Below are 22,583 nucleotides of genomic sequence, written 5' to 3'. Positions count from 1 at the left end.
GTGCCCGAACGAACCGGCGGACCGACGAACCTACACGGCGTGCACCCGTAGTCCCTCCCAATGGACGAACACACGCGCGACCACGGCGTCGGGCCGCCCACGTCGGGCGAACCCACCGGCTGGCGGGCCGACCGCGGCCCGTCGAACGGCTGGGAACACGGCACGCTCCGCCGCGCCGTCGTCCACGGCGTCCGCCTGTTCAACAGCGGGGCGTACCACGAGTCCCACGACTGCTTCGAGGACGAGTGGTACAACTACGGCCGCGGCACCACCGAGAGCAAGTTCCTCCACGGGATGGTCCAGGCCGCCGCTGGCGCGTACAAACACTTCGACTTCGAGAACGACGACGGCATGCGGTCGCTGTTCGAGACCGCGCTCCAGTACCTGGACGGCGTCCCCGACGACTACTACGGCGTCGACGTGGCGGACGTCCGTTCGACCCTCTCCGCTGCGCTGTCCGACCCGACCGTGCTGGAAGACTGGCAGATTCAACTCGACGGTGACCGCCCCGTCGCGACCGATCTGGACCGCGCGTTCGCGGATCAACTGGAGTAGTCGCTTCTCTCCGCGTCCGGTTCGAGCACGCTCGACGAACGACTATCGACCGCGTGGCTATCGCTCTTCGTACAAAATGACGAAACCCCCCGACGAGCGCTGTGGCTCGTCGAGGGTAGTGTGTCCGGCCGAATGTGGCCGGGAATGAGTGGAGGCGGCGAATCAGGTTTCCCAGAGACTCTCGTACTCCAGTACTCGCCGAAACGCAGGCGGGCTTAACTTCCGTGTTCGGGATGGGTACGGGTGTAAACCCCGCCGCTATGGCCGCCCTAACGCCGATCCGCGGAATCGAACCGCGTCCGAACGCCGCGTTCGGAACGCCAGTTATCGGTGATCCGATATGTGACCGTATGTATGTGCAATCCAGTTTCCGCCCGGACCCGAATCATCGGGACCGTATATCCAGTTGCGGTATGATTGGTGGCTTCGGTCTGTTAGTTCTCGCGGGCTAAACACCTCGTTGCCTCGGTGCGTACACCCCGAGTCTATCGAACTCGTCTTCTACGAGAGACCTCGGCGGTATCTCTTTTCCAGGTGGGTTTCCGGCTTAGATGCGTTCAGCCGTTACCCCGTGACGCGTAGCTGCCCGGCAGCGCCCTCTCGGACGACCGGTACACCAGTGGCGTCCATCCGTAGTTCCTCTCGTACTATACGGACGTTCCCGTCAGATACCAATGACACCCCCAATAGATAGCAGCCGACCTGTCTCGCGACGGTCTAAACCCAGCTCACGACCTCCTTTAATAGGCGAACAACCTCACCCTTGCCCGCTTCTGCACGGGCAGGATGGAGGGAACCGACATCGAGGTAGCAAGCCACTCGGTCGATATGTACTCTTGCGAGTGACGACTCTGTTATCCCTAAGGTAGCTTTTCTGTCAGCAATGGCCCGCATCGAGCGGGCAAATTGGTTCGCTAAACCACGCTTTCACGTCAGCGATCCTCGTTGGGAAGATCACTGTCAGTCCATCTTTTGCTTTTGCACTCTTCGCCGCGTTTCCGACACGGCTGAGATGGACTTGGGGCGCGCTCGATATCTTTTCAAGCGCGTACCGCCCCAGTCAAACTGCCCGGCTATCGGTGTCCTCCGCCAGGAGTGAGGGTCGCAGTCACTACCGGGTAGTGTTTCATGAATGCCTCGGTGGCCCGCTAGCGCGGGTACCTGTGTAACGGCTCCTACCTACTCTGCACAGTAGCGACCACGTCCCAGCGACAGCCTGCAGTAAAGCTCTATAGGGTCTTCGCTTCCCCTTGGGGGTCTCCAGACTCCGCACTGGAACGTACAGTTCACCGGGCTCAACGTTGGGACAGCGGGGCTCTCGTTGATCCATTCATGCGAGTCGCTACTGAAGCGACAAGGTACTACGCTACCTTAAGAGGGTCATAGTTACCCCCGCCGTTAACGGGTCCTTCGTCTCATTGTACTGAGTGTTCAGATACCCGCACTGGGCAGGATTCAGTGACCGTACGAGTCCTTGCGGATTTGCGGTCACCTGTGTTGTTACTAGACAGTCGGAGCCCCCGAGTCACTGCGACCTGCCTCTCTCCGAGGCAGGCATCCCTTCTTCCGAAGGTACGGGACTAAATTGCCGAATTCCCTAACGTCGATTGATCCCGACAGGCCGTGGCTTTCTCCGCCATGAGCACCTGTGTCGGTTCTCGGTACGGACACTGTTCTCGTCTTTTCACGGGCCCCAGGGTAGTCTGACTTGCGCTATACTGCCATTCGTCCGCTTCGTGCCATTACGGCTTCCACGGAGTTGGACAGGTCGACCGGGCGAAGGCCCGGCTCAGATGAACCCAAGGCGTCGACTTTCAGTGAACAGCGGCGCAGGAATATTAACCTGCTTCCCATTTCGTCTCATTCGAATTGCGGTGAGACTTAGGACCGGCTAACCCTCAGCTGACGAACAGTGCTGAGGAACCCTAGCTCTTTTGGCCGTCAGGATTCGCACCCGACTTTCGCTACTACTATGACCAGGATTTTCGTTTCTAATCGGTCCACACGAACTCTCGGCCGTGCTTCCACCCAATCAGAACGCCGACCTACACGGTCAGAAGTTGAAATCTGCGGTCAGGTATCGGTGGTGGACTTGAGCCCCGATCATTTTGGGCGCCTCAAACCTCGGCCGGTAAGCTGTTACGCTTTTCTTGGAGGGTAGCTGCTTCTAAGCTCACCTCCCGGCTGTCTAGGGCTTGAGACCACCTTCGATCGCACTTAGTCCACACTTGGGGACCTTAACCTAACTCTGGGTTGTCTCCCTCACGGTACACAGGCTTACCCCGCGCACCGAACTCCTCGCGTCCACAGCGTTCGTAGGTTCGGAGTTTGACAGGCGTGCCGACCTCTCTCGAGGGCGGTCACACCAATCAGTCTCTCTACCCCACGAACTACCTCGGCGAGGGTAATGCTTCGACATTTTTCGGTCGGAACCAGCTGTTGCCGAACTCGATGGGCCTTTCACCCCTACACGTAAATCACGAGAGGGTGTTGTAAAACACCAACTCTAACAGACTTCCACGTGCCTTTCGGTACGCTTCATCTTGCTCACGCGTAGATCGTCCGGTTTCGGGTCGTGTCAGTTTGACTCCCCGCGCTTGAACACGGCGGCCCTGGTGCAAAGCACTGCGGCCATGTCGGTTTCCCTATGCCTCCCCGGATGAACCGGTTAGACTCGCCAAACAGACACACTCCCTGGTTCGTTTTTCAAAACGTACGACGGAACATCGGCTCCCGTTCGGTCCTACTGGAGGCTCACGCCTCTGTCGTTCTCGAACGGGCCTTGTATGCCCCGTCGCTCCATCGCCACTCGATTTCAGGCCCTGTTTCGCCTCCCTTCTGAGGGTACTTTTCAGCGTTCGCTCGCGCTACTTGTTCGCTATCGGTCTCGAGGAGTATTTAGCCTTAGCAGTAGATGCCTGCTATATTCACGAGGGATTTCCAACCCCCGATACTCCGGAACCGGCTCACGTCGTACTACCTCTCGTTACGGGGCTTTCACCCTGTATCGCGCTCCGTTCCAGGAGACTTCACAAGAAGGTTCGGACGCTGATCGCCGGCCCAATACACCACATCGGCCGTGAGGCCTTCAGTTTGGGCTGTATCGCGTTCACTCGCGGTTACTGACGATATCTCGTTTGATTTCTTTTCCGACCGGTACTAAGATGTTTCAATTCCCGGCGTTCCCCATTGCGCAAAGCAATTGCGGAGGGGATTCCCATTCGGACATCCTGAGTTCTTCGCTTCCATGCAGCTCCCTCAGGCTTATCGCAGCTTGGCACGTCCTTCGTCGGCACTCGAGCCGAGCCATTCACCGAGTGGCATAGTAGCCACTACGTCGGATACACGTATCCCGATGATACGGATCCAGTTGACGTCTGGATTGCACGTACACACGGTCGTCATCGCTCGACCCCGGCGGTCGTCGGGGACGGCATCGGACCCTTCCCAACCGCGCTTTCGCGGGTTGGTGCATATGTCTCGCGGGCGCGATGCCCGCTGTATTGACCGACTCGGATTCGAACCGAGAACACCTCGAAGAGGTGCGCTGCCTGCTCGGTCTCCCCCGTCAGGGGGAAAGCGTGAGCCTTGACAGTTCGGTGCCCGAACGGTACGGTCGGGTGTCACCGGGCGCCTGCCACGAGGGCAGGACTTGAAAGGTGGGTCGGGGCGTCGCCCCGATCCCGGTCAGTAGGAGGTGATCCAGCCGCAGATTCCTCTACGGCTACCTTGTTACGACTTAATCCCCCTTGCGGAGCCCAGATTCGACTCGGGTATCCGAGCCTCATCCGGACCCCACTCGGGTGATTTGACGGGCGGTGTGTGCAAGGAGCAGGGACGTATTCACCGCGCGCTTCTGACACGCGATTACTACCGAATCCAGCTTCATGAGGGCGAGTTTCAGCCCTCAATCCGAACTACGACCCGGTTTAGGGGATTAGCGCCACCTCTCGGTGTTGCAACCCACTGTCCAGGCCATTGTAGCCCGCGTGTTGCCCAGCACATTCGGGGCATGCTGACCTACCGTTGCCCGCTCCTTCCTCCACGTTAGCCGTGGCAGTCTCCGTAATGTACCCAGCCACCTCAAGGGTGCTGCTGGCAATTAGGGATACGGGTCTCGCTCGTTGCCTGACTTAACAGGATGCCTCACGGTACGAGCTGACGGCGGCCATGCACCTCCTCTCAATGGCTCCAATAAGGTCATCAACCTGATCTTCACTGCACATTGTCGGTGCTGGTGAGATGTCCGGCGTTGAGTCCAATTAAACCGCAGGCTCCTCCGGTTGTAGTGCTCCCCCGCCAATTCCTTTAAGTTTCATCCTTGCGGACGTACTTCCCAGGCGGCTCGCTTACGTCTTCACTGTGGCGCAACACAGGCTCGTAGCCTGCGTCAAACCGAGCGAGCATCGTTTACAGCTAGGACTACCCGGGTATCTAATCCGGTTCGAGACCCTAGCTTTCGTCCCTCACTGTCGGATCCGTGCTTCCGAGGTGCTTTCGCCATCGGTGGTCCGTTCAGGATTACAGGATTTCACTCCTACCCCGAACGTACCCCTCGGATCTTCCGGTCCCAAGCCGAACAGTTTCCGCCGGCAGCCCAGTGGTTGAGCCACTGGATTTCCCGACAGACTTGTTCGGCCAGCTACGGACGCTTTAGGCCCAATAAAATCGGCCATCACTCGTGCTGCCGGTATTACCGCGGCGGCTGGCACCGGTCTTGCCCAGCACTTGTTCCTACACCACCTTAAGGTGTAGAAAAGCGAGGGCGTTGTATGCCCTCGCACTCGGAGTTCCCCTATCGCACTGTCGTGCAGTGTAAAGGTTTCGCGCCTGCTGCGCCCCGTAGGGCCCGGAATCTTGTCTCAGATTCCGTCTCCAGGCTCTTGCTCTCACAACCTGTACCGATTATCGGCACGGTGGGCCGTTACCCCACCGTCTACCTAATCGGCCGCAGCCACATCCTACAGCGCCGTAACGTTTCGAGCTCTCGGCACTCCAGCCTGAGAGCCCTATTCGGCATTAGCCTCAGTTTCCCGAGGTTATTCCGATCTGTAGGGCAGTTTGGCCACGTGTTACTGAGCTATCTGCCACGGGTCTGAACCCGTGCGACTAGCATGGCTAAGTCGAACTCCGATAGCAATGGCCTCCGGCAGGATCAACCGGAATGGTTTCCCGGCTCGAGGCCGGGATCTGGCGGAGACACGCTATCAACGTGTGTGTACGCTATGAACGTACGCGTATGTCTGGTCCGTCAGTCGGTGACACCGTGTCGGCCGCGCCGACTCGGGTATCACCGAACTGTCAAGGCTCACATCAGATTCCATCTTAACGGCGGACCGCAGGGGTGGAATCCTCATAGGTTCCCCATCATCGGCGAGCCGAACTCGCCTAGAGTCGGGCGGCGGTGCGACACTGCGTCGCGTCCCGCCGACCCTCGTGCGGATATATTCGTAGTGGGTTACCCCACTTAATGGTTCCGAAGTGGACTCCCGGCGTGCCAGAAAATCACACCAAAGCGGCGGGATGGTATCCAGTACCATACCGCCTTTAAGTGGACTCCGGCAGCCGGGCGCACACTTCCTCACCGCATGTCGAGCACGGCGGACCACGGGTGAACCCCGCTTTCACCGCGCTTCGAACGTATCTAAACACACAGGCGACCAATGTATAAGGCTGTCGAAAACGGGACCCGGTTGTGAGTGGAAACCACACGAGGGCGACGGGTCGACACGATCGCGAATGAACGGGTTTAAATGTCTCCGGCGAACTTCGAGTCGACTGTCCAACACGACCCGGTCGAGGTCCCCGAACGCTGCGTGTGACTACCGCGAGAGCGAGGCGATCGACGCGCCTCGCGTCCGGGGCGCGACCGCGCGCGGTCCAGCGGGGCGAATCTGGCCCCCGATAGCGTGGCCTCGCGTCTCGTCACAGCTCGACCGCTCAGCGAGTACGCGGCCTCGCGCGCGCTGCGCCGGCGGGAGTGTCGTCGAATACCCGAACGGAATCGTCGTGGTCCGTCCGGCCGTCGAGGGGCGCGAGTACCAGTGTTCTCGTTCACTCGCGCACGCGCGACCCTCCCGCGTTCGGGACGAAACGGTTCACCTAAACCCCGCAAGTCGCTATATCGGGCAGAATGCGAGTCGAGACGTTGGGCGACGGTGAGCCGGAGATCGCCGTCGTCGGCGGGATCCACGGCGACGAACCGGCCGGCGTTCGGGCGGTCGAAGGTCTCATGGAGGAACGGCCAGCCGTCGCGGAGCCGGTGAAGCTCGTGATCGCAAACGAGGAGGCCATCGAACGGGGCGAGCGCTACGTCGAGGCGGACCTGAACCGCTCGTTCCCCGGACGCGCGGACGGCCAGAGCCACGAGGTCAGGCTCGCCCACGCGCTCGGGAGAGAAGTGAGCGGCTGTCTGACGCTGGCCCTCCACACCACGCAGTCCTACGGAGGGATGTTCGCCCTCGTCGACGAGGTGCGCGACCTCGCGCGCAGGATCTGCCCCCGGCTCTCGGTCGACGCGGTGGTCGAAACCGGTCACGCCGAGGGTCGGATCTTCGAGGTCGCCCCCGACACCGTCGAGGTGGAGTGTGGCTACCAGAAGTCCGAACAGGCCGCGCGCAACGCCGGCCAGGTCGCGCGCGAGTTCCTGGCGGCGGCCGGCGCGCTCCCCGACGAGGAGACGCCTCACCAGACCGAGCTACCTGTCTTCCGACTGGGCGACCCCGTCCCCAAGACCGCCGCTCAGGAGTACGAGGTGTTCGTCGACAACTTCGAGGAGGTGCTCGCGGGCGAGCGCGTCGCGGCCGCCGACGGCGAGGTCGTGTTCGCCGACGAGGACTTCCACCCCGTCCTGCTCTCGGCGTACGGCTACGAGGACGTGTTCGGGTACATGGCCCAGCAGGTCGGGACGCTCTCCGGGTGACACGACGGCCGCATTCCTACTTTTTCTCGCGTGCGCGGGCGTGCGACTTCTATCCGAGATTCAGGGTCGGAACTCCGGGTAGCCGTTCTCGTAGCCCGCCAGCCGACCCAGCGGCGCCAGTAGCCCGACGCCCAGCCGCTGGAGCCACACCGGCGCGGCAGCGAGGTACAGCATGTCGTCGAACTCCGCGAGGAGCACGGCCAGCCGCAGGCAGTTCAGCAGCATCCCGGAGGGCGTGACGGGGTGGCCGTCGCGCGCGAGCCCGTAGGTTATCCGCATGAACGTCTCCGTCCGAAGACCCGGGTCGACGCCGCCCCGGAGGTGGAGCTCCGTCGACCCGGCGTTCCAGAACCGATGGACGTCGCCGGCCGGGATCGAAACGCGCTCGCCGGGACCGTACTCCGCCGTCGTCCCCGCGTGGGACACGCCCAGACGGCCGGAGACGACCTCGAAGAACTCGTCCTGTTCGGGGTGGACGTGGGCCATCGGCCCGTGGGACCCGTCGGCGTCGAGCCACATCTCGAAGCGCAGCGGGTCGCGTTCCGGGTCGTCCGGTCGGTCGGTGAACGCGACCGTCTTCCCGGCGGGCGGACTCGACACCCAGTCGTCGTCGACGTAGGACGTGCCCGTCGGCCGCTCGCCGGCGTCGCTCATCTCCTCACTCCTCCTGGGCTTCGAACTCCACCGTCGTCAGGTCCCGGTCGAGCGCGCAGAAGTCGTGTGGCGGGTCGCCGACGACCGTCTCGATGCGCCGGTCCTCGCCGAACTCGACCCCCTGGGGTTCACACAGCTCGTGACTCGGGCAGTCCGTGTGCGGACAGGGGCCTTCGAGCGAGACGTTGCTCCCGGCGTAGGCGCTGGAGCTGGCGACGTTCGCCCGGACCCCCGCGGGGACGACTTCGACGGCGACGACGCCGGTGTCGTGGACGCCGCAGTCGAGCGTGCTCGCGTTCTCGCGGACGGCGTCGACGCGGTAGCGGCGCCCCTCGGTGAGGGTGAGACACTGGTCGCGGTACGGACAGCCCTCGCAGGCGTCCGCTTCGCCCCGGTAGACGAACTCCTGTCCGGGCTCGGCCAGCCGGGTTCCGAGGAGCGTGAGCGTTGACATACCCACGGATTGTCACCGACGCGGATTAAGGGTCCCGGCTACGTCGCCGGACGGAGCGATCCGACGCGGGCGACGTGACGGGTCACTCCGTCCGACCGGTCAGTTCGTCGAGTTCGTCGAGGTAGTCCTCTCTGGGGAGCTGGTAGAGCCCGCGGTAGTCGACCTCGCCGTCGGCGAACCGCTCCGCGAGGTCGACGGCACCGGCCTCCGCGGCTTCGCGGGTGTCGTACTCGTCGGCCGAGCGGTCCACGTCGGGTTCGAGATAGAGGGTGACGTACCAGGGGTCGGACGGGCGGGTCTCGTCGCCGGGGTGGCGGCTCCGGCGACCCTTCGTCAGGTAGATCGTCGGCAGACACGGTGCGGGGTAGGCGTCGCCGTCGAACACGTCCGGCCGGTAGGCCAGCACTGCCTTCTCGCGCCCGTCGGACCAGACGACCCAGTCCTCGACGAGTCCCTCGAATGCCATACCAGTCGGTGGGCCGCGCCGCGCCAAGAGTGTCGCGGTCCGGTCCGGGCGACGTGCGACGTGGGCCAGTTCTCGCCTGTACCCCCACCTGCGAGCACCTGCAGCCTCCCTGTTTAAGTCGAATCCGTCTCGAGACGGATGGTTCGGACACATCGGCAGCATCAGGCCGTTTGAGTCGAATTTCCGAAAGAAATGTTTCTGGAATAAACTCCGACGAGGGTGAAGTTTATACCCTTCCAGAACTCATACAATAAATAGTATCGGTGGTTGCTCCACGGTACGCTGCCGCTAACGCCGGAGGGTCGCCCGCGCGATTTCCGGTAGTTAGGTGTTCACACATGTCACCCGCACACCCGTCCAGGCGGTTCCGACGCCGCGTCGCCGAGCGACGAGGACGAACTGGTGGCGGGCAGGCAGTCCCGGGGGCGATGCGCCGACTCACGAAACCGTGGCCGCTCGCCGGTCACGTCCGTCAGCCGGAGTGCGCTGTCGGAACCACAGTTCGACGTGAACTGTCCGTGATAGCATGACACAGGAAACCCTCGAAGAGCTGAGCCGAGAGTACAGAGACACGATCCCCGCCGACCTGCGGGAGTACAGGTCGTTCGACGCGTACCTCGACCAGCTCTACGACGAGCCCAAGATCGCCCGCAACGCCCACCAGCGCGTTGCCGACATGTTCGACTACTACGGCACCGAGTACGACGAGGACGCCGGCGTCGTCGAGTACAAACTCGCCTCGGAAGACCCGCTCAACGACGGCGAGAACACCTTCTACGGACGGATCGTCCACGAGTCGATCCACGAGTTCGTCAACAAGGTGAAATCCGGCGCTCGCGGGCTCGGCCCACAGAAGCGCATCAAGCTCCTCCTCGGCCCGGTCGGCTCGGGGAAGTCAGACTTCGACCGACAGGTCCGTCGCTACTACGAGGACTACACCCGCTCCAACGAGGGGCGGATGTACACCTTCCGGTGGACGAACCTCTGCGACGTCATCCCCGACCAGGACCCGGCCGACGACACCGTCCGGTCCCCGATGAACCAGGACCCGCTCGTGCTCCTCCCTCAGGAGCAACGCGACCGGGTCATCGAGGACATCAACGAGGAACTCGACGCCCCCTACACCATCCGCAACGAGCAGGCGCTCGACCCCGCCAGCGAGTTCTACATGGACCGCCTGCTGGCCCACTACGACGACGACCTCCAGCAGGTCCTCGAGAACCACGTCGAGATCGTTCGGTTCGTCGCCGACGAGAACATGCGCCAGGGCATCGAGACGTTCGAGCCCAAGGACAAGAAAAACCAGGACGAGACCGAACTGACCGGCGACGTCAACTACTCGAAGATCGCCGTCTACGGAGAGTCCGACCCCCGCGCGTTCGACTACTCGGGGGCGTTCTGTAACGCGAACAGGGGGATCTTCTCCGGCGAGGAGCTGCTGAAGCTCCAGCGAGAGTTCCTCTACGACTTCCTGCACGCGACCCAGGAGCAGACGATCAAGCCGAAGAACAACCCGCGGATCGACATCGACCAGGTGATCGTCGGCCGGACGAACATGCCCGAGTACAAGGACAAGAAGGGCGACGAGAAGATGGAGGCGTTCAACGACCGCACCAAGCGGATCGACTTCCCCTACGTCCTCCAGTACGAGGAGGAGGCGAAGATCTACCGGAAGATGCTGAACAACGCCGACCTCCCCGACATCATCGTCGAACCCCACACCCTGGAGATGGCGGGCCTGTTCGGCGTCCTCACCCGCATCGAGGAGCCCGACACCGGCAACGTCACCCTCGTCCAGAAGGCCAAGGCCTACAACGGCGAGATCGACGAGGCCGAGGACATCGACGTGAAGAAGCTCCGCGACGAGGCCGCCGAGAAGGCCGAGATCGGCGAGGGCATGGAGGGCGTCTCCCCGCGGTTCATCGGAGACGAGATCGCCGAGGCGATCATGGACTCGATGCATCGCTCGCGCGATTTCCTCTCGCCGCTGACCACGTTCAACCACCTCGAAGCGAACATCGAGAACCACGGCTCGATCGCCGAGGACCGCTTCGAGACGTACCACCGCTACCTCGAACTCGTCCGCGAGGAGTACAAGGAGCGGGCCATCGAGGACGTCCGCCACGCGCTGGCCTACGACGTCGACGAGATCCAGCGCCAGGGCGAGAAGTACATGGACCACGTGATGGCCTACATCGACGACGACACCGTCGAGGACGAGATCACGGGTCGCGAGCAGGAGCCCGACGAGCAGTTCCTCCGTTCGGTCGAGGAGAAACTCGACCTCCCCGAGGACCGGAAGGACGACTTCCGACAGGAAGTGTCGAACTGGGTCTCGCGACGCGCGCGCGAAGGAGACACGTTCAACCCGCAGGACAACGACCGCCTGCGCCGGGCCCTGGAGCGAAAGCTGTGGGAGGACAAGAAACACAACATCAACTTCTCGGCGCTGGTGTCGAGCGGCGAGATGGACGACGACGAGCGCAACCAGTGGATCGACGCGCTCATCGAACAGGGGTACTCCGAAGAGGGCGCGCGGGAGGTGCTAGAGTTCGCGGGCGCTGAGGTCGCGAAAAGCGAGATGGAAGAGTAACATGAGCGGTCACGAGTTCATCGACGACGCCGACCGCTCGCTGGACCGCACCTACGAGGCCCCCCGGAGCCTCTCGGAGTACGTCGACCTGATACTCGAGCGCCCGGGGCTGGCCGCCCACGCGTCGAAGTACCTGCTCAGCGCCATCGAGGCGGCCGGGACCCGCACGGTCATCGAGGAGGGCGACCAGAAGGAGCGCTACGAGTTCTTCGACGACCCGCACAACGACGGGGAACACGCCATCCTCGGCAACACCGAGGTGCTCAACTCCTTCGTCGACGACCTGCGCTCGATCGCCGCCGGCCGCGGCAAGGACGAGAAGATCGTCTGGCTCGACGGCCCGACTGCGACCGGCAAGTCCGAACTCAAGCGCTGCCTGATCAACGGCCTGCGCGAGTACTCGAAGACCGACGACGGACGGCGCTACACCGTCGAGTGGAACGTCGCCGGCGCGGGCAGCAGCGGCGCCGGCATCACGTACGCCGACGAACCGGTCGCCGACGAGGACGACTGGTACGAGAGCCCCGTCCAGTCCCACCCGCTCACGGTGTTCCCGGAAGACGTGCGCGAGGACCTGGTCGCGCGGCTCAACGAGAACCTCGACGACCACATCCCGATCCGCACCGAGGGACGACTCGACCCGTTCTGCCGCGAGGCGTACGACTACCTCGAGGAGAGCTACCGCCGAGAGGGGGTCGAGGACCTGTTCACGGCGATCACGGACCCACAGCACCTCAGGGTGAAAAACTACGTCGTCGACGTCGGGCAGGGCATCGGCGTCCTCCACTCGGAGGACGACGGCCCGCCCAAGGAGCGACTGGTCGGTTCGTGGATGCGCGGCATGCTCCAGGAACTCGACTCGCGCGGGCGCAAGAACCCGCAGGCGTTCTCCTACGACGGAGTGCTCTCGCAGGGCAACGGCCTGCTCACCGTCGTCGAGGACGCCGCCCAGCACGCCGACCTGCTCCAGAAACTGCTGAACGTCCCCGACGAGAAGACGGTCAAGCTGGACAAGGGCATCGGGATGGACATCGACACGCAGCTGATCATCATCTCCAACCCCGACCTCGAGGCCCAGCTCAACCAGCACGCCGACCGCGAGGGCCAGGACCCGCTGAAGGCGCTGAAGCGCCGACTCGACAAACACGAGTTCACCTACCTGACCAACCTCTCGCTGGAGACCGAACTCCTCCGTCGCGAGCTGACCGACGAGACGACGGTCTGGGACGCCGACTCCTGGAGCGAGTTAGAAGAGTGGATCCAGGAGCCGCTGACGGTCCGCGTCCGCGACGAGAACGACGACGTGAACGCGAAGGAGTTGGCCCCGCACGCGCTGGAGGCGGCCGCGCTGTACGCGGTCGTCACACGGCTCGACGTGAGCGACGTGCCCACCGGCCACGACCTCGTGGACAAGGCGCTGCTGTTCGACCGGGGCTACCTCCAGCAGGGCGACGAGCGGGTCGAGGCCGACGACTTCGAGTTCACCGACGCGGGGACCGACGGCGACCACGGTATCCCGGTGACCTACACGCGGGACGTGATCGCCGACCTGTTCCACGCCGAGCAGGACCGCCACCACGCGGACCTCTCCGTGGAGCACGTCGTGATGCCCCGGGACATCCTCAACCGGATGGCCGAAGGGCTCTCGACCGCGCCCGTCTTCTCGAACGCCGAAGCCGCGGACTTCGAGGAGCGCGTCGTCCCCGTGAAAAACCACGTCTTCGGCCAGCAGGAGGACGACGTGCTGGACGCGATGATGCGTGACAAGCGCGTCGACGAGGCGACCGTCGAGGAGTACATCGAGCACGTGTACGCGTGGTCGACGGACGAGCAGATCGAGAACGAGCGCGGCGAGTACGTCGACCCGGACCCGCTGAAGATGAAGGTGTTCGAGGTCGAGCACCTCGGCCGGTTCGACGAGGACAACTACCGCGGGAACGACCCCGACGACGCCGTCGAGGCGTTCCGCGCGGACAAGATCATCACCGCCCTCAATCGCCACGCCTGGCAGCGTCGCGACGAGGAGTTCCGCGTCACCGACGTCTCTCCCAAGGAGATCCCGGTCATCCAGACGGTGCTCGGGAGCCACTCGTGGGACGACGTGAAACGGACCTTCGAGGACTTCGACCCCCGTCAGTGGGACGAGCCCCCGAGCGGGACGCAGACGGCCGACCTGAAGGAGACGACCCTCGAGAACATGCAGGACATGTTCGACTACAGCGAGGCCTCGGCGGAGCTGACCAGCCGCCACGTCATGAGCCAGGTGAGTTACAAATGGGACTGAGAGAAGACCTCGAGCGATACCGGGAAGTCGGCGAGGAGCGCCGGCAGGACCTCGCGGAGTTCATCCAGTACGGTGACCTGGGCCAGAGCCGTCCCGACTCGGTCCGGGTCCCGATCAAGATCGTCGACCTCCCGGAGTTCGCCTACGACCAGCGCGACCAGGGCGGCGTCGGCCAGGGCGACGCCGAAGAGGGCGACCCCGTCGACGCCCAGCCCCAGCCGGGCGACGACGACGGCGAGGACGGCGACCCCGGCGAGGAGGGCGGCGAGCACGAGTACTACGAGATGGACCCCGAGGAGTTCGCCCAGGAACTGGACGAGCGACTCGGTCTAGACCTCGAACCCAAGGGCAAGAAGGTGATCGAGGAGACGGAGGGGGACTTCACGGACATCACGCGGTCCGGTCCCACGTCGACGCTGGACTTCGAGCGCCTGTTCAAACAGGGGCTCAAGCGCAAGCTGGCGATGGACTTCGACCGCGACTACGTCCGCGAGGCCCTGAAGATCGACGGCTGGGGCCCTGCAACAGTGTTCGAGTGGGCCCGCGGCGAGAACATGCCCGTCTCCAGGGCCTGGATCGACGAGGCCTACGACGAGCTCCCCGAGGACGAGAAGACCGCGTGGGAGAGCTTCGAGGAGATGGACGCGAACACGGAGCGGGTCGACACCGCCCAGCGCATCCGCCGGGAGGGGATCGACGAGGTGCCCTTCCGTCGCGAGGACGAGCGCTACCGCTACCCGGAGATCGTCGAGGAGCGCGAGAAGAACGTCGTCGTGGTCAACATCCGCGACGTCTCGGGGAGCATGCGCCAGAAGAAGCGCGAACTCGTCGAGCGGACCTTCACGCCGTTAGACTGGTACCTCCAGGGCAAGTACGACAACGCCGAGTTCGTCTACATCGCCCACGACGCCGACGCGTGGGCGGTCGAGCGCGACGAGTTCTTCGGCATCCGTTCGGGCGGCGGGACGCGCATCTCCAGCGCCTACGAACTCGCCGCGGAACTGCTGGAGGAGTACCCCTGGAGCGAGTGGAACCGGTACGTGTTCGCCGCGGGCGACTCGGAGAACTCCTCGAACGACACCGAGGAGCACGTCATCCCGCTGATGGAGCAGATCCCGGCGAACCTCCACGCGTACGTGGAGACCCAGCCGAGCGGGAACGCGATCAACGCGACCCACGCCGAGGAGGTCGAGCGGAGCTTCCGGGACGCCGGCGACGTCGCGGTCGCCTACGTCTCCAGCCCGGACGACGTGGTCGACGCCATCTACGAGATACTCAGCACGGAGGAGGAATCATGAGCCGACCGATACACGACCGCATCGCTGCCCAGCGCATCGCCGCCGATCTGGAGGAGCCCGTCGACGAGGCGGGGAACCTCGCCCGCAAGTTCGGGCTGGACCCCTACGAGGTGAACTACTGGATCGTCGACTACGACGAGATGAACGAACTCATTGCCTACGGCGGGTTCCAGCGGCGCTACCCCCACTGGCGCTGGGGGATGCAGTACGACCGCCAGCAGAAACAGGGGCAGTTCCTCGGGGGCAAGGCCTTCGAAATCGTCAACAACGACAGCCCCTCGCACGCCTTCCTGCAGGAGTCGAACACCGTCTCCGACCAGAAGGCGGTCATCACCCACGTCGAGGCCCACGCGGACTTCTTCGCGAACAACGAGTGGTTCGGGATGTTCGCCGACAGGCCGGACGCCGCGGCCATGCTCGCGCGCCACGCCGACGCCATCGAGGCGTTCATGACCGACCCGGAGATCGACCGCGGCGAGGTCGAGAAGTGGATCGACCACGTCCTCACGCTGGAGGACAACATCGACCAGCACGTCCCGTACGAACCCATCGACACGCGGATCGACCTGATCGACGAGCACGACACCGCCGACGTGGCCGAGCAACTGGAGGAACTGGACCTCTCCGACGAGGTGAAAGGACAGGTGTTCACCGAGGAGTGGCTCGACGCCCAGGCCGACGACGAGAACGGAACGAGCTTCCCGGCCGAGCCGGAGAAGGACGTGCTCGGGTTCCTCCGCAAGCACGGGATGCGGTACGACGAGGACGCCGCCAGGGCCGACGAGATGGCCGACTGGCAGAAGGACGTCCTCGAGATACTCCGCCGGGAGGCGTACTACTTCGCCCCCCAGAAGATGACGAAGGTCATGAACGAGGGGTGGGCGGCGTTCTGGGAGTCCGCCATGATGACCGGCGAAACGTTCGCCGGCGACGACGAGTTCGTCCTCTACGCCGACCACATGGCGAAGGTGCTGGGCTCCTCGGGGCTCAACCCCTACAAGCTCGGCCTCGAGATCTGGCAGTACGTCGAGAACTCGACGAACCGCCGCGAGGTCGTCGAGCGCCTCCTCCGCGTCGAGGGGGTCACCTGGCGCAACTTCCACGACACCGTCGACTTCGAACTGGTGCAGGACCTGATCGAACCCGACCCCGTGGTCGCGTCGGTCGGCGAACACCTCGACGAACTGGACCCCGAAGACCCCCGGGTCGACGCCGACGCGCTGGAAGCCGCCCGGGAGGCGCGAAGCGCCTCCGAACGAGCGAGCGGGGAACCCGCGAGCCGGGAGGGCGAGATCGACGTCGAGACCTACCCGTGGAAGGTGCTCACCACCGAGGGGCTGGCCGAGCGTCACTACTCGCTGACCAAGCCCCAGAACCGCGGGTTCGTCTCGCGGGTGAGCCAGGGGGAACTCGAACGGGTCTCCCGGTACATGTTCGACGAGGCGCGCTACGACTCGGTCGAGGACGCCCTCGCGGACATCGACTACGGCCGCGGCTGGAGTCGGATGCGCGAGATCCGCGAGAGTCACAACGACGTGACCTTCCTCGACGAGTTCCTCACCCAGGAGTTCGTCGACGAGAACGAGTACTTCACCTACGAGTACACCCAGTCGACCGGCGACTACCGGGTCACCTCGACGGACTACACGGACGTGAAGAAGAAGCTGATGCTGCAGTTCACGAACTTCGGCAAGCCGACGGTCGTCGTCGAGGACGGCAACTACAACAACCGCAACGAACTCCTGCTGGCCCACCAGTACAACGGCGTCATGCTCGACGTCGGGCAGGCCAAGGACGTCCTGAAACGGGTGTTCGAGCTGTGGGGCCGCCCCGTCAACCTGAAGACCATCGTCAAGGAGTTCGACGAGCACGACGTGGAGGTCGCCAAACGCCGTGACCGCGAGCCCGAACCCGAAGAGGTGGGGCGACTCGTCCGCTACGACGGCGACGAGGTCACGGTCGAAGAGCTGCCGTGGGACGCCGTCGAACACCTCGCGGCCGACGACATCGACTACGACACCAAGCCCGACGAGTGGCTCGCCTGACCGCCGTTAGCCGAATTTCCTGCGGAGACGCGTTCGAAGTGAGACGCCCGACCCCCAGCGCAGTCGGAGGGGGCCGAACCCGAGGATCCGACCGCTGACGAGGAGGACACCGGCGACGAGCGTGGCGTCCACCGCGAGTAGGGCGAGCGTCGGGTGGACGTCGTGGAGCGCGCCGATCACGGGCGCGGGCAGGACGAGGAGGTAGCGGTGTTCGCGGATCTGCCCCTCCGCGCGCTCGCCGGGGGGCGGCGTCGGCATCGAGACGGAGACGGTCGCGTTGGCGTCCCGCCAGAGGACGCGCGGTTCGTCGGGCACCGTCACGTTCCCGCCGGTGGCTTCCATCTCGAAGGCGAGGGGGACGGCGCCGTAGTTGGTGTAGCTGTACTCCCAGCTCGTCGGTTCGCCGGGGACGAACGCCTCGTCCTCCGCGACGACGTCGCCGTCTATCGAGATGTCGTGGGTCGTCGACGGGACGATCATCGCGGCGTTGGCCGGGACGAGGACGACCAGGAGGAAGACGGCCGTGAGTTTGCGCGTGTCGACGACGCCGGGGCGGCTCCGAGACCGGCGCCGCTCGCGCCGTGGACCGGAGAGGGACTCCTGGACGGCCGTCAGCGCGAACAGCACGATCCCGAGCGTGACGAGGAACACGCCGGTCCCCTGTGAGCCGGCCGCGTCGCCCATCCCGATCGCGCGTGCGATGGTCCCCTGCGTGGTCTGGACGACGCCGCGGATCGCGAGGACGACGACGCCGAAGTACGGGATGGAGACGAGCCAGCCGTTCACGGAGAGCGCTTTCGCCACGATCTGGTCCTCGGTGACCGGCGGCTCGGGCCCGTCCTGGTCCGTGAAGGGGTTGGCGTCGCCTTTCGTGACATAGCCGCCCTCGGTCTCGCCGACGACGCGATGGGTCGTGAGTCCGCCGCCCTGGAGGTTTCGGGCCTCGAAGACGACCACGTCGCCGACCTCGACGTCGCCGGCCACGAGCGTCGGTACCGCGACGAAGCCGTCGCCGGGGTCGAGGGTCGGCTCCATGCTCCCGGTCTCGACGAACCCGAAGAGGATGGGCTGGCCGAGGACGGCGCCGACGACCAGCGCGACGACCGCCGCGGCCAGCAGTACCTCGAGCGCGCGGCGGGTCGACGACCGGAGTGACACGGGTCACCGGTTGGATAGCGTCGAGTAAAAGCGTTTCACCCCGGTCAGACCGACGACAGGTCGGGGACCCTGTCGTCGACCGCGACCGCGGAGTAGGTCACCATGAACCCGAGCGCGTAGCCGAGCAGGTGGACGTAGAGGTTGAGGATCCCGCCGGCCCCGGCGGGGTCGGGCGGAAACGCCACGAACGGGAACCCGAAGAACACCACGCCCGCGGCGACGCCGAACTCGACGTATCCTGACCGCCTGAGCGCGGCGGGTGTCGTCGCAGTCGCGCCCGCCCTGTCGAGGGCCGCCACCAGGAACAGCACCGCCGAGAGGAGCGTCGCGACGACGAGCAGCGCCGTCCCCAGCAGGACCGTCGGGTCCGAGAACAGCACCGACTGCATGCTGAGGACGGCCACGAGCGTGAGCCCAGTGAAGAAGACCGCCGGAGAGAGCAGGTGGCGCGGCCCCACGTCGAACCCCGTCGACAGGTAGTCAGCCAGCGCCAGCGGCATGTAGCCGACGAACGCCAGCAACACGCCGGAGAAGCCGACGCCGACGGTCGGCCTGACGACTGCGAGGTTCAGGAGCGACAGCACCGGCGGGAAGACGAGGACGAACGTGACGAACGCCGCCCGGAAGCGCTCGACGGTCCCGCTCGCGACGCTCAGGCCGTACGCGACGGGGACGACCACCGCGTATCCGAGGACGTTCACCAGCAGATGGGACCACTCCAGATGGACGAACGGCGCCGCGTACGCGGTGAGGACGGACGGTCGCGTGTAGTCGAACGCCAGCGACCGCCGGACCGGTTCCGGTAGCGCGAACACCGCGACCAGCACGAGCGGCACCGCTGCGATGACCGCGAGGTCGAGACGACGGGCCCCGCCCGCCAGCCACCGCGCGAACGGTCGCCGCTGCTCGGATCCGTTATCGAACGCCATATTCAGGGACCAACCTACGTGGACGTTCGTTGCCACAGATATACCAGTTAGTGCTCGATTATCAACACTGAATCCAGACTGGGGAGCGAGCCCGGGTGCGTCGGGGCGGGGTCGACCAACGCGGTCGGCGCTCGCTCCGTCGTCGGTCGCTCAGTCCGCCGGCGGTTCGGCGTCGAAGAACAGCGTCACGTCGTCGTCGGGGTCGAAGCCGGCCGGGAACTCGACGGTGAGGCTCTGCTCGGCGCCGCCCACGAGGCGGAGTCCGTCGGCAGGGACCGGAGTCTCGCCCGCGAGGACGCGGACCGTTTCGAGGGCGTCGTCCTCGCCGTGGGGCGTGACGACGAGCGGGTCGTCCGTGGCGTTCGAGAGTGTCACGACGCCGTCGAACCTGACCGGAGCGTCGTCGCCGCGGGAGTCCCAGTCCTCGCTCTCCGTGAACGCGAACGTGACGGTGTCCTCGCCGGTCGCGTAGTGGTCCTCGTCGCCGCGGCCCGGCGCGACGCGCAGGCCGCCAGCCGTGTCGACGGTGACGACCAGCGCGGGTGAACCCCGGAGCAGACCGGTCGCCCAGAGCGCCAGCGGAAGCCCGAGCAGTGCGACCAGCAGCGCGCCGAGCAGCGAGAGTGAAATCCCACCGAGTTCGAAGCGGTCGCCGTCGTCCGGCGGCGTCCCGGCGCCCGTCGTCGGGGGTTCCTGCGCCGCGGGCGGCGACGTACCCACCGGGATCGCCGTCTCGTTCCCGTCTGGCGGCGCCGTCCCAGTCGCGGTCCCGTCGTCGGGAACCGTCGTTCCGTCGTCCGTCGGCACCGTCGTCGGCTGGCCGGTCTCGGTCGGCGACGGCGTGGCGGTCGGGGTGGGCGCCGTTGTCGCTGGCGCGGTGGTCCGCGTCGGGGCCGAGCCGCCACCGCTGCTACCACTGCCGCCCGTCCCACCGCCTCCGCTCCCGCCGCTGCCGGCCGATCGAGTCGTCGGTTCGGGGGACGGAGTCGGCGTGGTCGTCGTCGGAAGTACCGCGTGGACGGTCAGCTTCGCGGTCGACACCGCCGAGACGCCCGAGTCGATACGGATGCCCACGGTCACCGTCTCGTTGCTGGAGAGTTCGACAGGGTCCGACGGATCGTCGATCGATCGTCGCGTGTCCATTCGATAGAACGTGACCCCGGCCGAGCCAGACTCGACCCAGACCTCGACGTCGTCCCGTGTGGAACTCACATCGAACACCGAGTCGATAACCGTCACCGCGTCCGCGTTCACGTCCCCGATGGTGACAGTGAGCTCTCCGGTTGCGTCGACAGTCGCGTATCGATCCCCGTTCGGCGAATCTGCCGGGTTCAGATAGACACCGTCGACTGCCTCGTCACCAGTTGTGAACGCGCCCGTAGCAACGGCTGTACCGACTAGGAGTACCACGGCGCTGGCGGCGAGTAGGTGCCTAACCATCCATCGGGAGACATCGGTCTGGCGACTGGATCAGCGGTGGAACACCGGCCTCGGTTAGAGCCCGGCGTCGACGACGACCATCTGCGCGCGACTCGATTACGGAACGGCCCCGTCAGGGTGCGACGAAGGCGCCAGTGTCGGCCACGATGGTGATGTCGCCACCCGAGACCGTTCCGGTGCTGTCGACCTCGACGTCGACCTGGAAGCTCTCGGTGTCCGCCAGATTGTTGACGTCACCGTTGTTTTGCGGGACAGTCGTGATGTCGTCGGTGCTGCCGTTCGCTGACAGCGTGACACCGCTGACACCGCTTCCCGCGTTGACGGTCACGCCGACGCCCTCGCCGAAGCTGTTCACGATCTGGAACGCCGGGCTCAGGGTCGTCACGGCCTGATCGTTCAGTTTCCCGAGGTCGATCTGGATGATGTCCTCACCGTTCGCACCGCTCGTCGTCGTGACGAACGACGACTGGCCGTTCAGCTCCAGAAAGGCGCTGCCGTCGCCCTGCGTCGTGATGCTGAGACTACGGCTGGCCTCGACCTGCGTGAGCGCCCCGCTCCCCAGCGCGGCGCCGCTACCCACCGCGGCGGTCCCGATACCAATTAGTACGTTTCTTCGATTCATTTTCATCGTAATCCACACCCACCTGTTAGGCGGTTACTATCCATACAGTAATTCTGACGTAAAAATTTACTGGTAATGAAGTGTCTTTTCTCAACGAGAAAAAGCCCCCTCAGACCGTGTACGTCGCGCCGTATAGCGATTTCTTTCTTCTACCGGTAACAGCAAATATTTACGGTGCGATTCCTAGATGTCCGTAACGAGACGACGCTCTGGGTCGGGTGGCCCGGTGGGAGCGTCGGTCGCGGGGGGATCTCCTCGCGACCCGGTGGGAAACCATGCCACGAAGGACAGTGACGCGGCGAGCGGCGCTCGGACTGCTGGCAAGCGGCGCGACCCTCTCTGTCCTGAACACGCAGGCCGCGAGCAGCGTCAGTACCAGTCGCTCGGCGAGTGTCAGCACCACCACCGACGCGACGGCACTCCTGTCCATCGAGAACACTGGCGACGTCGACACGCCCGTCCGGTTGACGAATCGGACGAGCTACGACATGTCGGTCACCCTGTCCTCGACGGACGGGAGCGTCGAGTTCGACGTGGGCGACGACGGGAGCTCCGAGGGGCCGACCCCGACGTTCTCGCTGGCCGCCGGCACCTCAGCGGACGTCGACGTGCTCTCGGACGGGACGGTGCCGGTCACCGTCGACGCGACGCTCCTCGATTCGAGCGGAAACGATGCCGGTTCCATCGTGTACACCCGCGACGTGGAGACCCGTTCGCAGGCCGGACAGGTCGACGTGACCGCGAACGTCACCTCCGTCGGCAACAGCGGGAAGTACGAGTTCGAACTGGAGAACACCGGCGGTATCGACGTGACGCTCGTCGCCATCGGCATCTACGAGACGAGCAACCCGAACGCAGTCGAGGTGTCCGGCGGCGGTATCTTCTCCGTCGTCGGTCAGAACGGGTCGGTGCTGAATTCGCCGATTCCGATCGACAGTACAGCCCCGAATTCGGACACACGGCGGGACTTCACGGAAGCCGTCGCTCTCGACAGATCGCAAACGAAGACGTTCGAATTCGACCGGTTTAGAGACTCCGGCGGCGGTAACGTGAAGATGAAAGGGGAGACTGTGGATCTCAGGTTGTATTTCAGCGACGGGAGCGAACTGGACAAGACGCTCCAGCCGTGACCTCGCTGACCGTCACACCTTTCAACCGGGGAC

General features: G+C 64.7%; 14 protein-coding genes and 3 rRNA genes. 7 read left to right on the top strand and 10 right to left on the bottom strand.

What is annotated here, in order from left to right; translation table 11 throughout:
• Nucleotides 1-60: 60 nt before the first annotated feature.
• Nucleotides 61-555 (top strand): DUF309 domain-containing protein, encoded by a 495-nt coding sequence (locus tag D1409_RS13805; RefSeq protein WP_123537556.1) that lies wholly within the window; start codon nt 61-63, stop codon nt 553-555.
• A 149-nt stretch (nt 556-704) separates the two neighbouring features.
• Here the strand turns inward: D1409_RS13805 and rrf are convergent.
• From rrf to D1409_RS13790, 3 genes are all read right to left on the bottom strand, one after another.
• A 5S ribosomal RNA gene (gene rrf, locus D1409_RS13800) occupies nt 705-827 on the bottom strand.
• Between the two features lie 143 nt (nt 828-970).
• Nucleotides 971-3,893, bottom strand: a 23S ribosomal RNA gene (locus tag D1409_RS13795).
• 354 nt (nt 3,894-4,247) lie between these two features.
• A 16S ribosomal RNA gene (locus D1409_RS13790) occupies nt 4,248-5,721 on the bottom strand.
• The 16S, 23S and 5S rRNA genes sit together here, the layout of an rRNA operon.
• A gap of 967 nt (nt 5,722-6,688) precedes the next feature.
• On the opposite strand from D1409_RS13790, the gene D1409_RS13785 reads away from it, so the two are divergent.
• Nucleotides 6,689-7,477, top strand: coding sequence for a M14 family metallopeptidase (locus D1409_RS13785; protein ID WP_123537555.1), 789 nt, complete (start codon nt 6,689-6,691; stop codon nt 7,475-7,477).
• 60 nt (nt 7,478-7,537) lie between these two features.
• On the opposite strand, the gene D1409_RS13780 is transcribed toward D1409_RS13785, so the two are convergent.
• From D1409_RS13780 to D1409_RS13770, 3 genes are all read right to left on the bottom strand, one after another.
• Nucleotides 7,538-8,131, bottom strand: a complete 594-nt coding sequence (locus D1409_RS13780; RefSeq protein WP_123537554.1) for a cupin domain-containing protein — start codon at nt 8,129-8,131, stop codon at nt 7,538-7,540.
• Between the two features lie 4 nt (nt 8,132-8,135).
• The gene (locus D1409_RS13775; protein ID WP_123537553.1) at nt 8,136-8,585 is read right to left on the bottom strand and encodes a UPF0179 family protein; all 450 of its coding nucleotides are present in this window, start codon (nt 8,583-8,585) and stop codon (nt 8,136-8,138) included.
• An 82-nt stretch (nt 8,586-8,667) separates the two neighbouring features.
• Nucleotides 8,668-9,051, bottom strand: a complete 384-nt coding sequence (locus D1409_RS13770; RefSeq protein WP_123537552.1) for a DUF5820 family protein — start codon at nt 9,049-9,051, stop codon at nt 8,668-8,670.
• A 526-nt stretch (nt 9,052-9,577) separates the two neighbouring features.
• On the opposite strand from D1409_RS13770, the gene D1409_RS13765 reads away from it, so the two are divergent.
• The 4 genes from D1409_RS13765 to D1409_RS13750 are packed head-to-tail and all read left to right on the top strand — an operon-like array spanning nt 9,578 to nt 17,271.
• Entirely contained in the window at nt 9,578-11,644 is a 2,067-nt protein-coding gene (locus D1409_RS13765; RefSeq protein WP_123537551.1) for a PrkA family serine protein kinase, read from the top strand.
• A 1-nt stretch (nt 11,645) separates the two neighbouring features.
• Nucleotides 11,646-13,928, top strand: coding sequence for a PrkA family serine protein kinase (locus tag D1409_RS13760; RefSeq protein ID WP_123537550.1), 2,283 nt, complete (start codon nt 11,646-11,648; stop codon nt 13,926-13,928).
• Complete coding sequence (locus D1409_RS13755) at nt 13,919-15,226, top strand: YeaH/YhbH family protein (RefSeq protein ID WP_123537549.1); 1,308 nt, start codon at nt 13,919-13,921, stop codon at nt 15,224-15,226. The genes D1409_RS13760 and D1409_RS13755 overlap by 10 nt, the downstream gene beginning before the upstream one ends.
• Nucleotides 15,223-17,271: a SpoVR family protein gene (locus D1409_RS13750; protein ID WP_123537548.1), complete on the top strand. Its 2,049-nt coding sequence runs from the start codon at nt 15,223-15,225 to the stop codon at nt 17,269-17,271. The genes D1409_RS13755 and D1409_RS13750 overlap by 4 nt, the downstream gene beginning before the upstream one ends.
• A 6-nt stretch (nt 17,272-17,277) precedes the next feature.
• Here the strand turns inward: D1409_RS13750 and D1409_RS13745 are convergent, their stop codons facing one another.
• The 4 genes from D1409_RS13745 to D1409_RS13730 all read right to left on the bottom strand — a co-directional run bounded on the left by D1409_RS13745 (nt 17,278) and on the right by D1409_RS13730 (nt 21,420).
• Entirely contained in the window at nt 17,278-18,429 is a 1,152-nt protein-coding gene (locus D1409_RS13745) for a signal peptidase I (protein WP_123537547.1), read from the bottom strand.
• A gap of 44 nt (nt 18,430-18,473) precedes the next feature.
• Nucleotides 18,474-19,358 (bottom strand): hypothetical protein, encoded by an 885-nt coding sequence (locus D1409_RS13740; protein WP_123537546.1) that lies wholly within the window; start codon nt 19,356-19,358, stop codon nt 18,474-18,476.
• A 150-nt stretch (nt 19,359-19,508) separates the two neighbouring features.
• Nucleotides 19,509-20,570 carry a hypothetical protein gene (locus D1409_RS13735; protein ID WP_164471686.1) on the bottom strand — a complete coding sequence of 354 codons (1,062 nt, stop codon included), beginning with the start codon at nt 20,568-20,570 and terminating at the stop codon, nt 19,509-19,511.
• 340 nt (nt 20,571-20,910) lie between these two features.
• Nucleotides 20,911-21,420 (bottom strand): hypothetical protein, encoded by a 510-nt coding sequence (locus D1409_RS13730; RefSeq protein ID WP_164471685.1) that lies wholly within the window; start codon nt 21,418-21,420, stop codon nt 20,911-20,913.
• A gap of 275 nt (nt 21,421-21,695) precedes the next feature.
• Here D1409_RS13730 and D1409_RS13725 point away from each other — a divergent pair, with 275 nt between their 5' ends.
• Entirely contained in the window at nt 21,696-22,550 is an 855-nt protein-coding gene (locus D1409_RS13725; protein ID WP_164471684.1) for a hypothetical protein, read from the top strand.
• The last annotated feature ends 33 nt before the right edge of the window (nt 22,551-22,583 follow it).

Origin of the sequence: Halosimplex salinum (assembly GCF_003730195.1) — an archaeon.
Lineage (GTDB): Archaea > Halobacteriota > Halobacteria > Halobacteriales > Haloarculaceae > Halosimplex > Halosimplex salinum.
This window is presented reverse-complemented; position numbering and strand designations above follow the sequence as displayed.

Coding starts and splice junctions, on each gene's coding strand:
- D1409_RS13805 (WP_123537556.1), top strand. CDS start 61: ATGGACGAACACACGCGCGACCACGGCGTCGGGCCGCCCACGTCGGGC.
- D1409_RS13785 (WP_123537555.1), top strand. CDS start 6,689: ATGCGAGTCGAGACGTTGGGCGACGGTGAGCCGGAGATCGCCGTCGTC.
- D1409_RS13780 (WP_123537554.1), bottom strand. CDS start 8,131: ATGAGCGACGCCGGCGAGCGGCCGACGGGCACGTCCTACGTCGACGAC.
- D1409_RS13775 (WP_123537553.1), bottom strand. CDS start 8,585: ATGTCAACGCTCACGCTCCTCGGAACCCGGCTGGCCGAGCCCGGACAG.
- D1409_RS13770 (WP_123537552.1), bottom strand. CDS start 9,051: ATGGCATTCGAGGGACTCGTCGAGGACTGGGTCGTCTGGTCCGACGGG.
- D1409_RS13765 (WP_123537551.1), top strand. CDS start 9,578: ATGACACAGGAAACCCTCGAAGAGCTGAGCCGAGAGTACAGAGACACG.
- D1409_RS13760 (WP_123537550.1), top strand. CDS start 11,646: ATGAGCGGTCACGAGTTCATCGACGACGCCGACCGCTCGCTGGACCGC.
- D1409_RS13755 (WP_123537549.1), top strand. CDS start 13,919: ATGGGACTGAGAGAAGACCTCGAGCGATACCGGGAAGTCGGCGAGGAG.
- D1409_RS13750 (WP_123537548.1), top strand. CDS start 15,223: ATGAGCCGACCGATACACGACCGCATCGCTGCCCAGCGCATCGCCGCC.
- D1409_RS13740 (WP_123537546.1), bottom strand. CDS start 19,358: ATGGCGTTCGATAACGGATCCGAGCAGCGGCGACCGTTCGCGCGGTGG.
- D1409_RS13730 (WP_164471685.1), bottom strand. CDS start 21,420: ATGAATCGAAGAAACGTACTAATTGGTATCGGGACCGCCGCGGTGGGT.
- D1409_RS13725 (WP_164471684.1), top strand. CDS start 21,696: ATGCCACGAAGGACAGTGACGCGGCGAGCGGCGCTCGGACTGCTGGCA.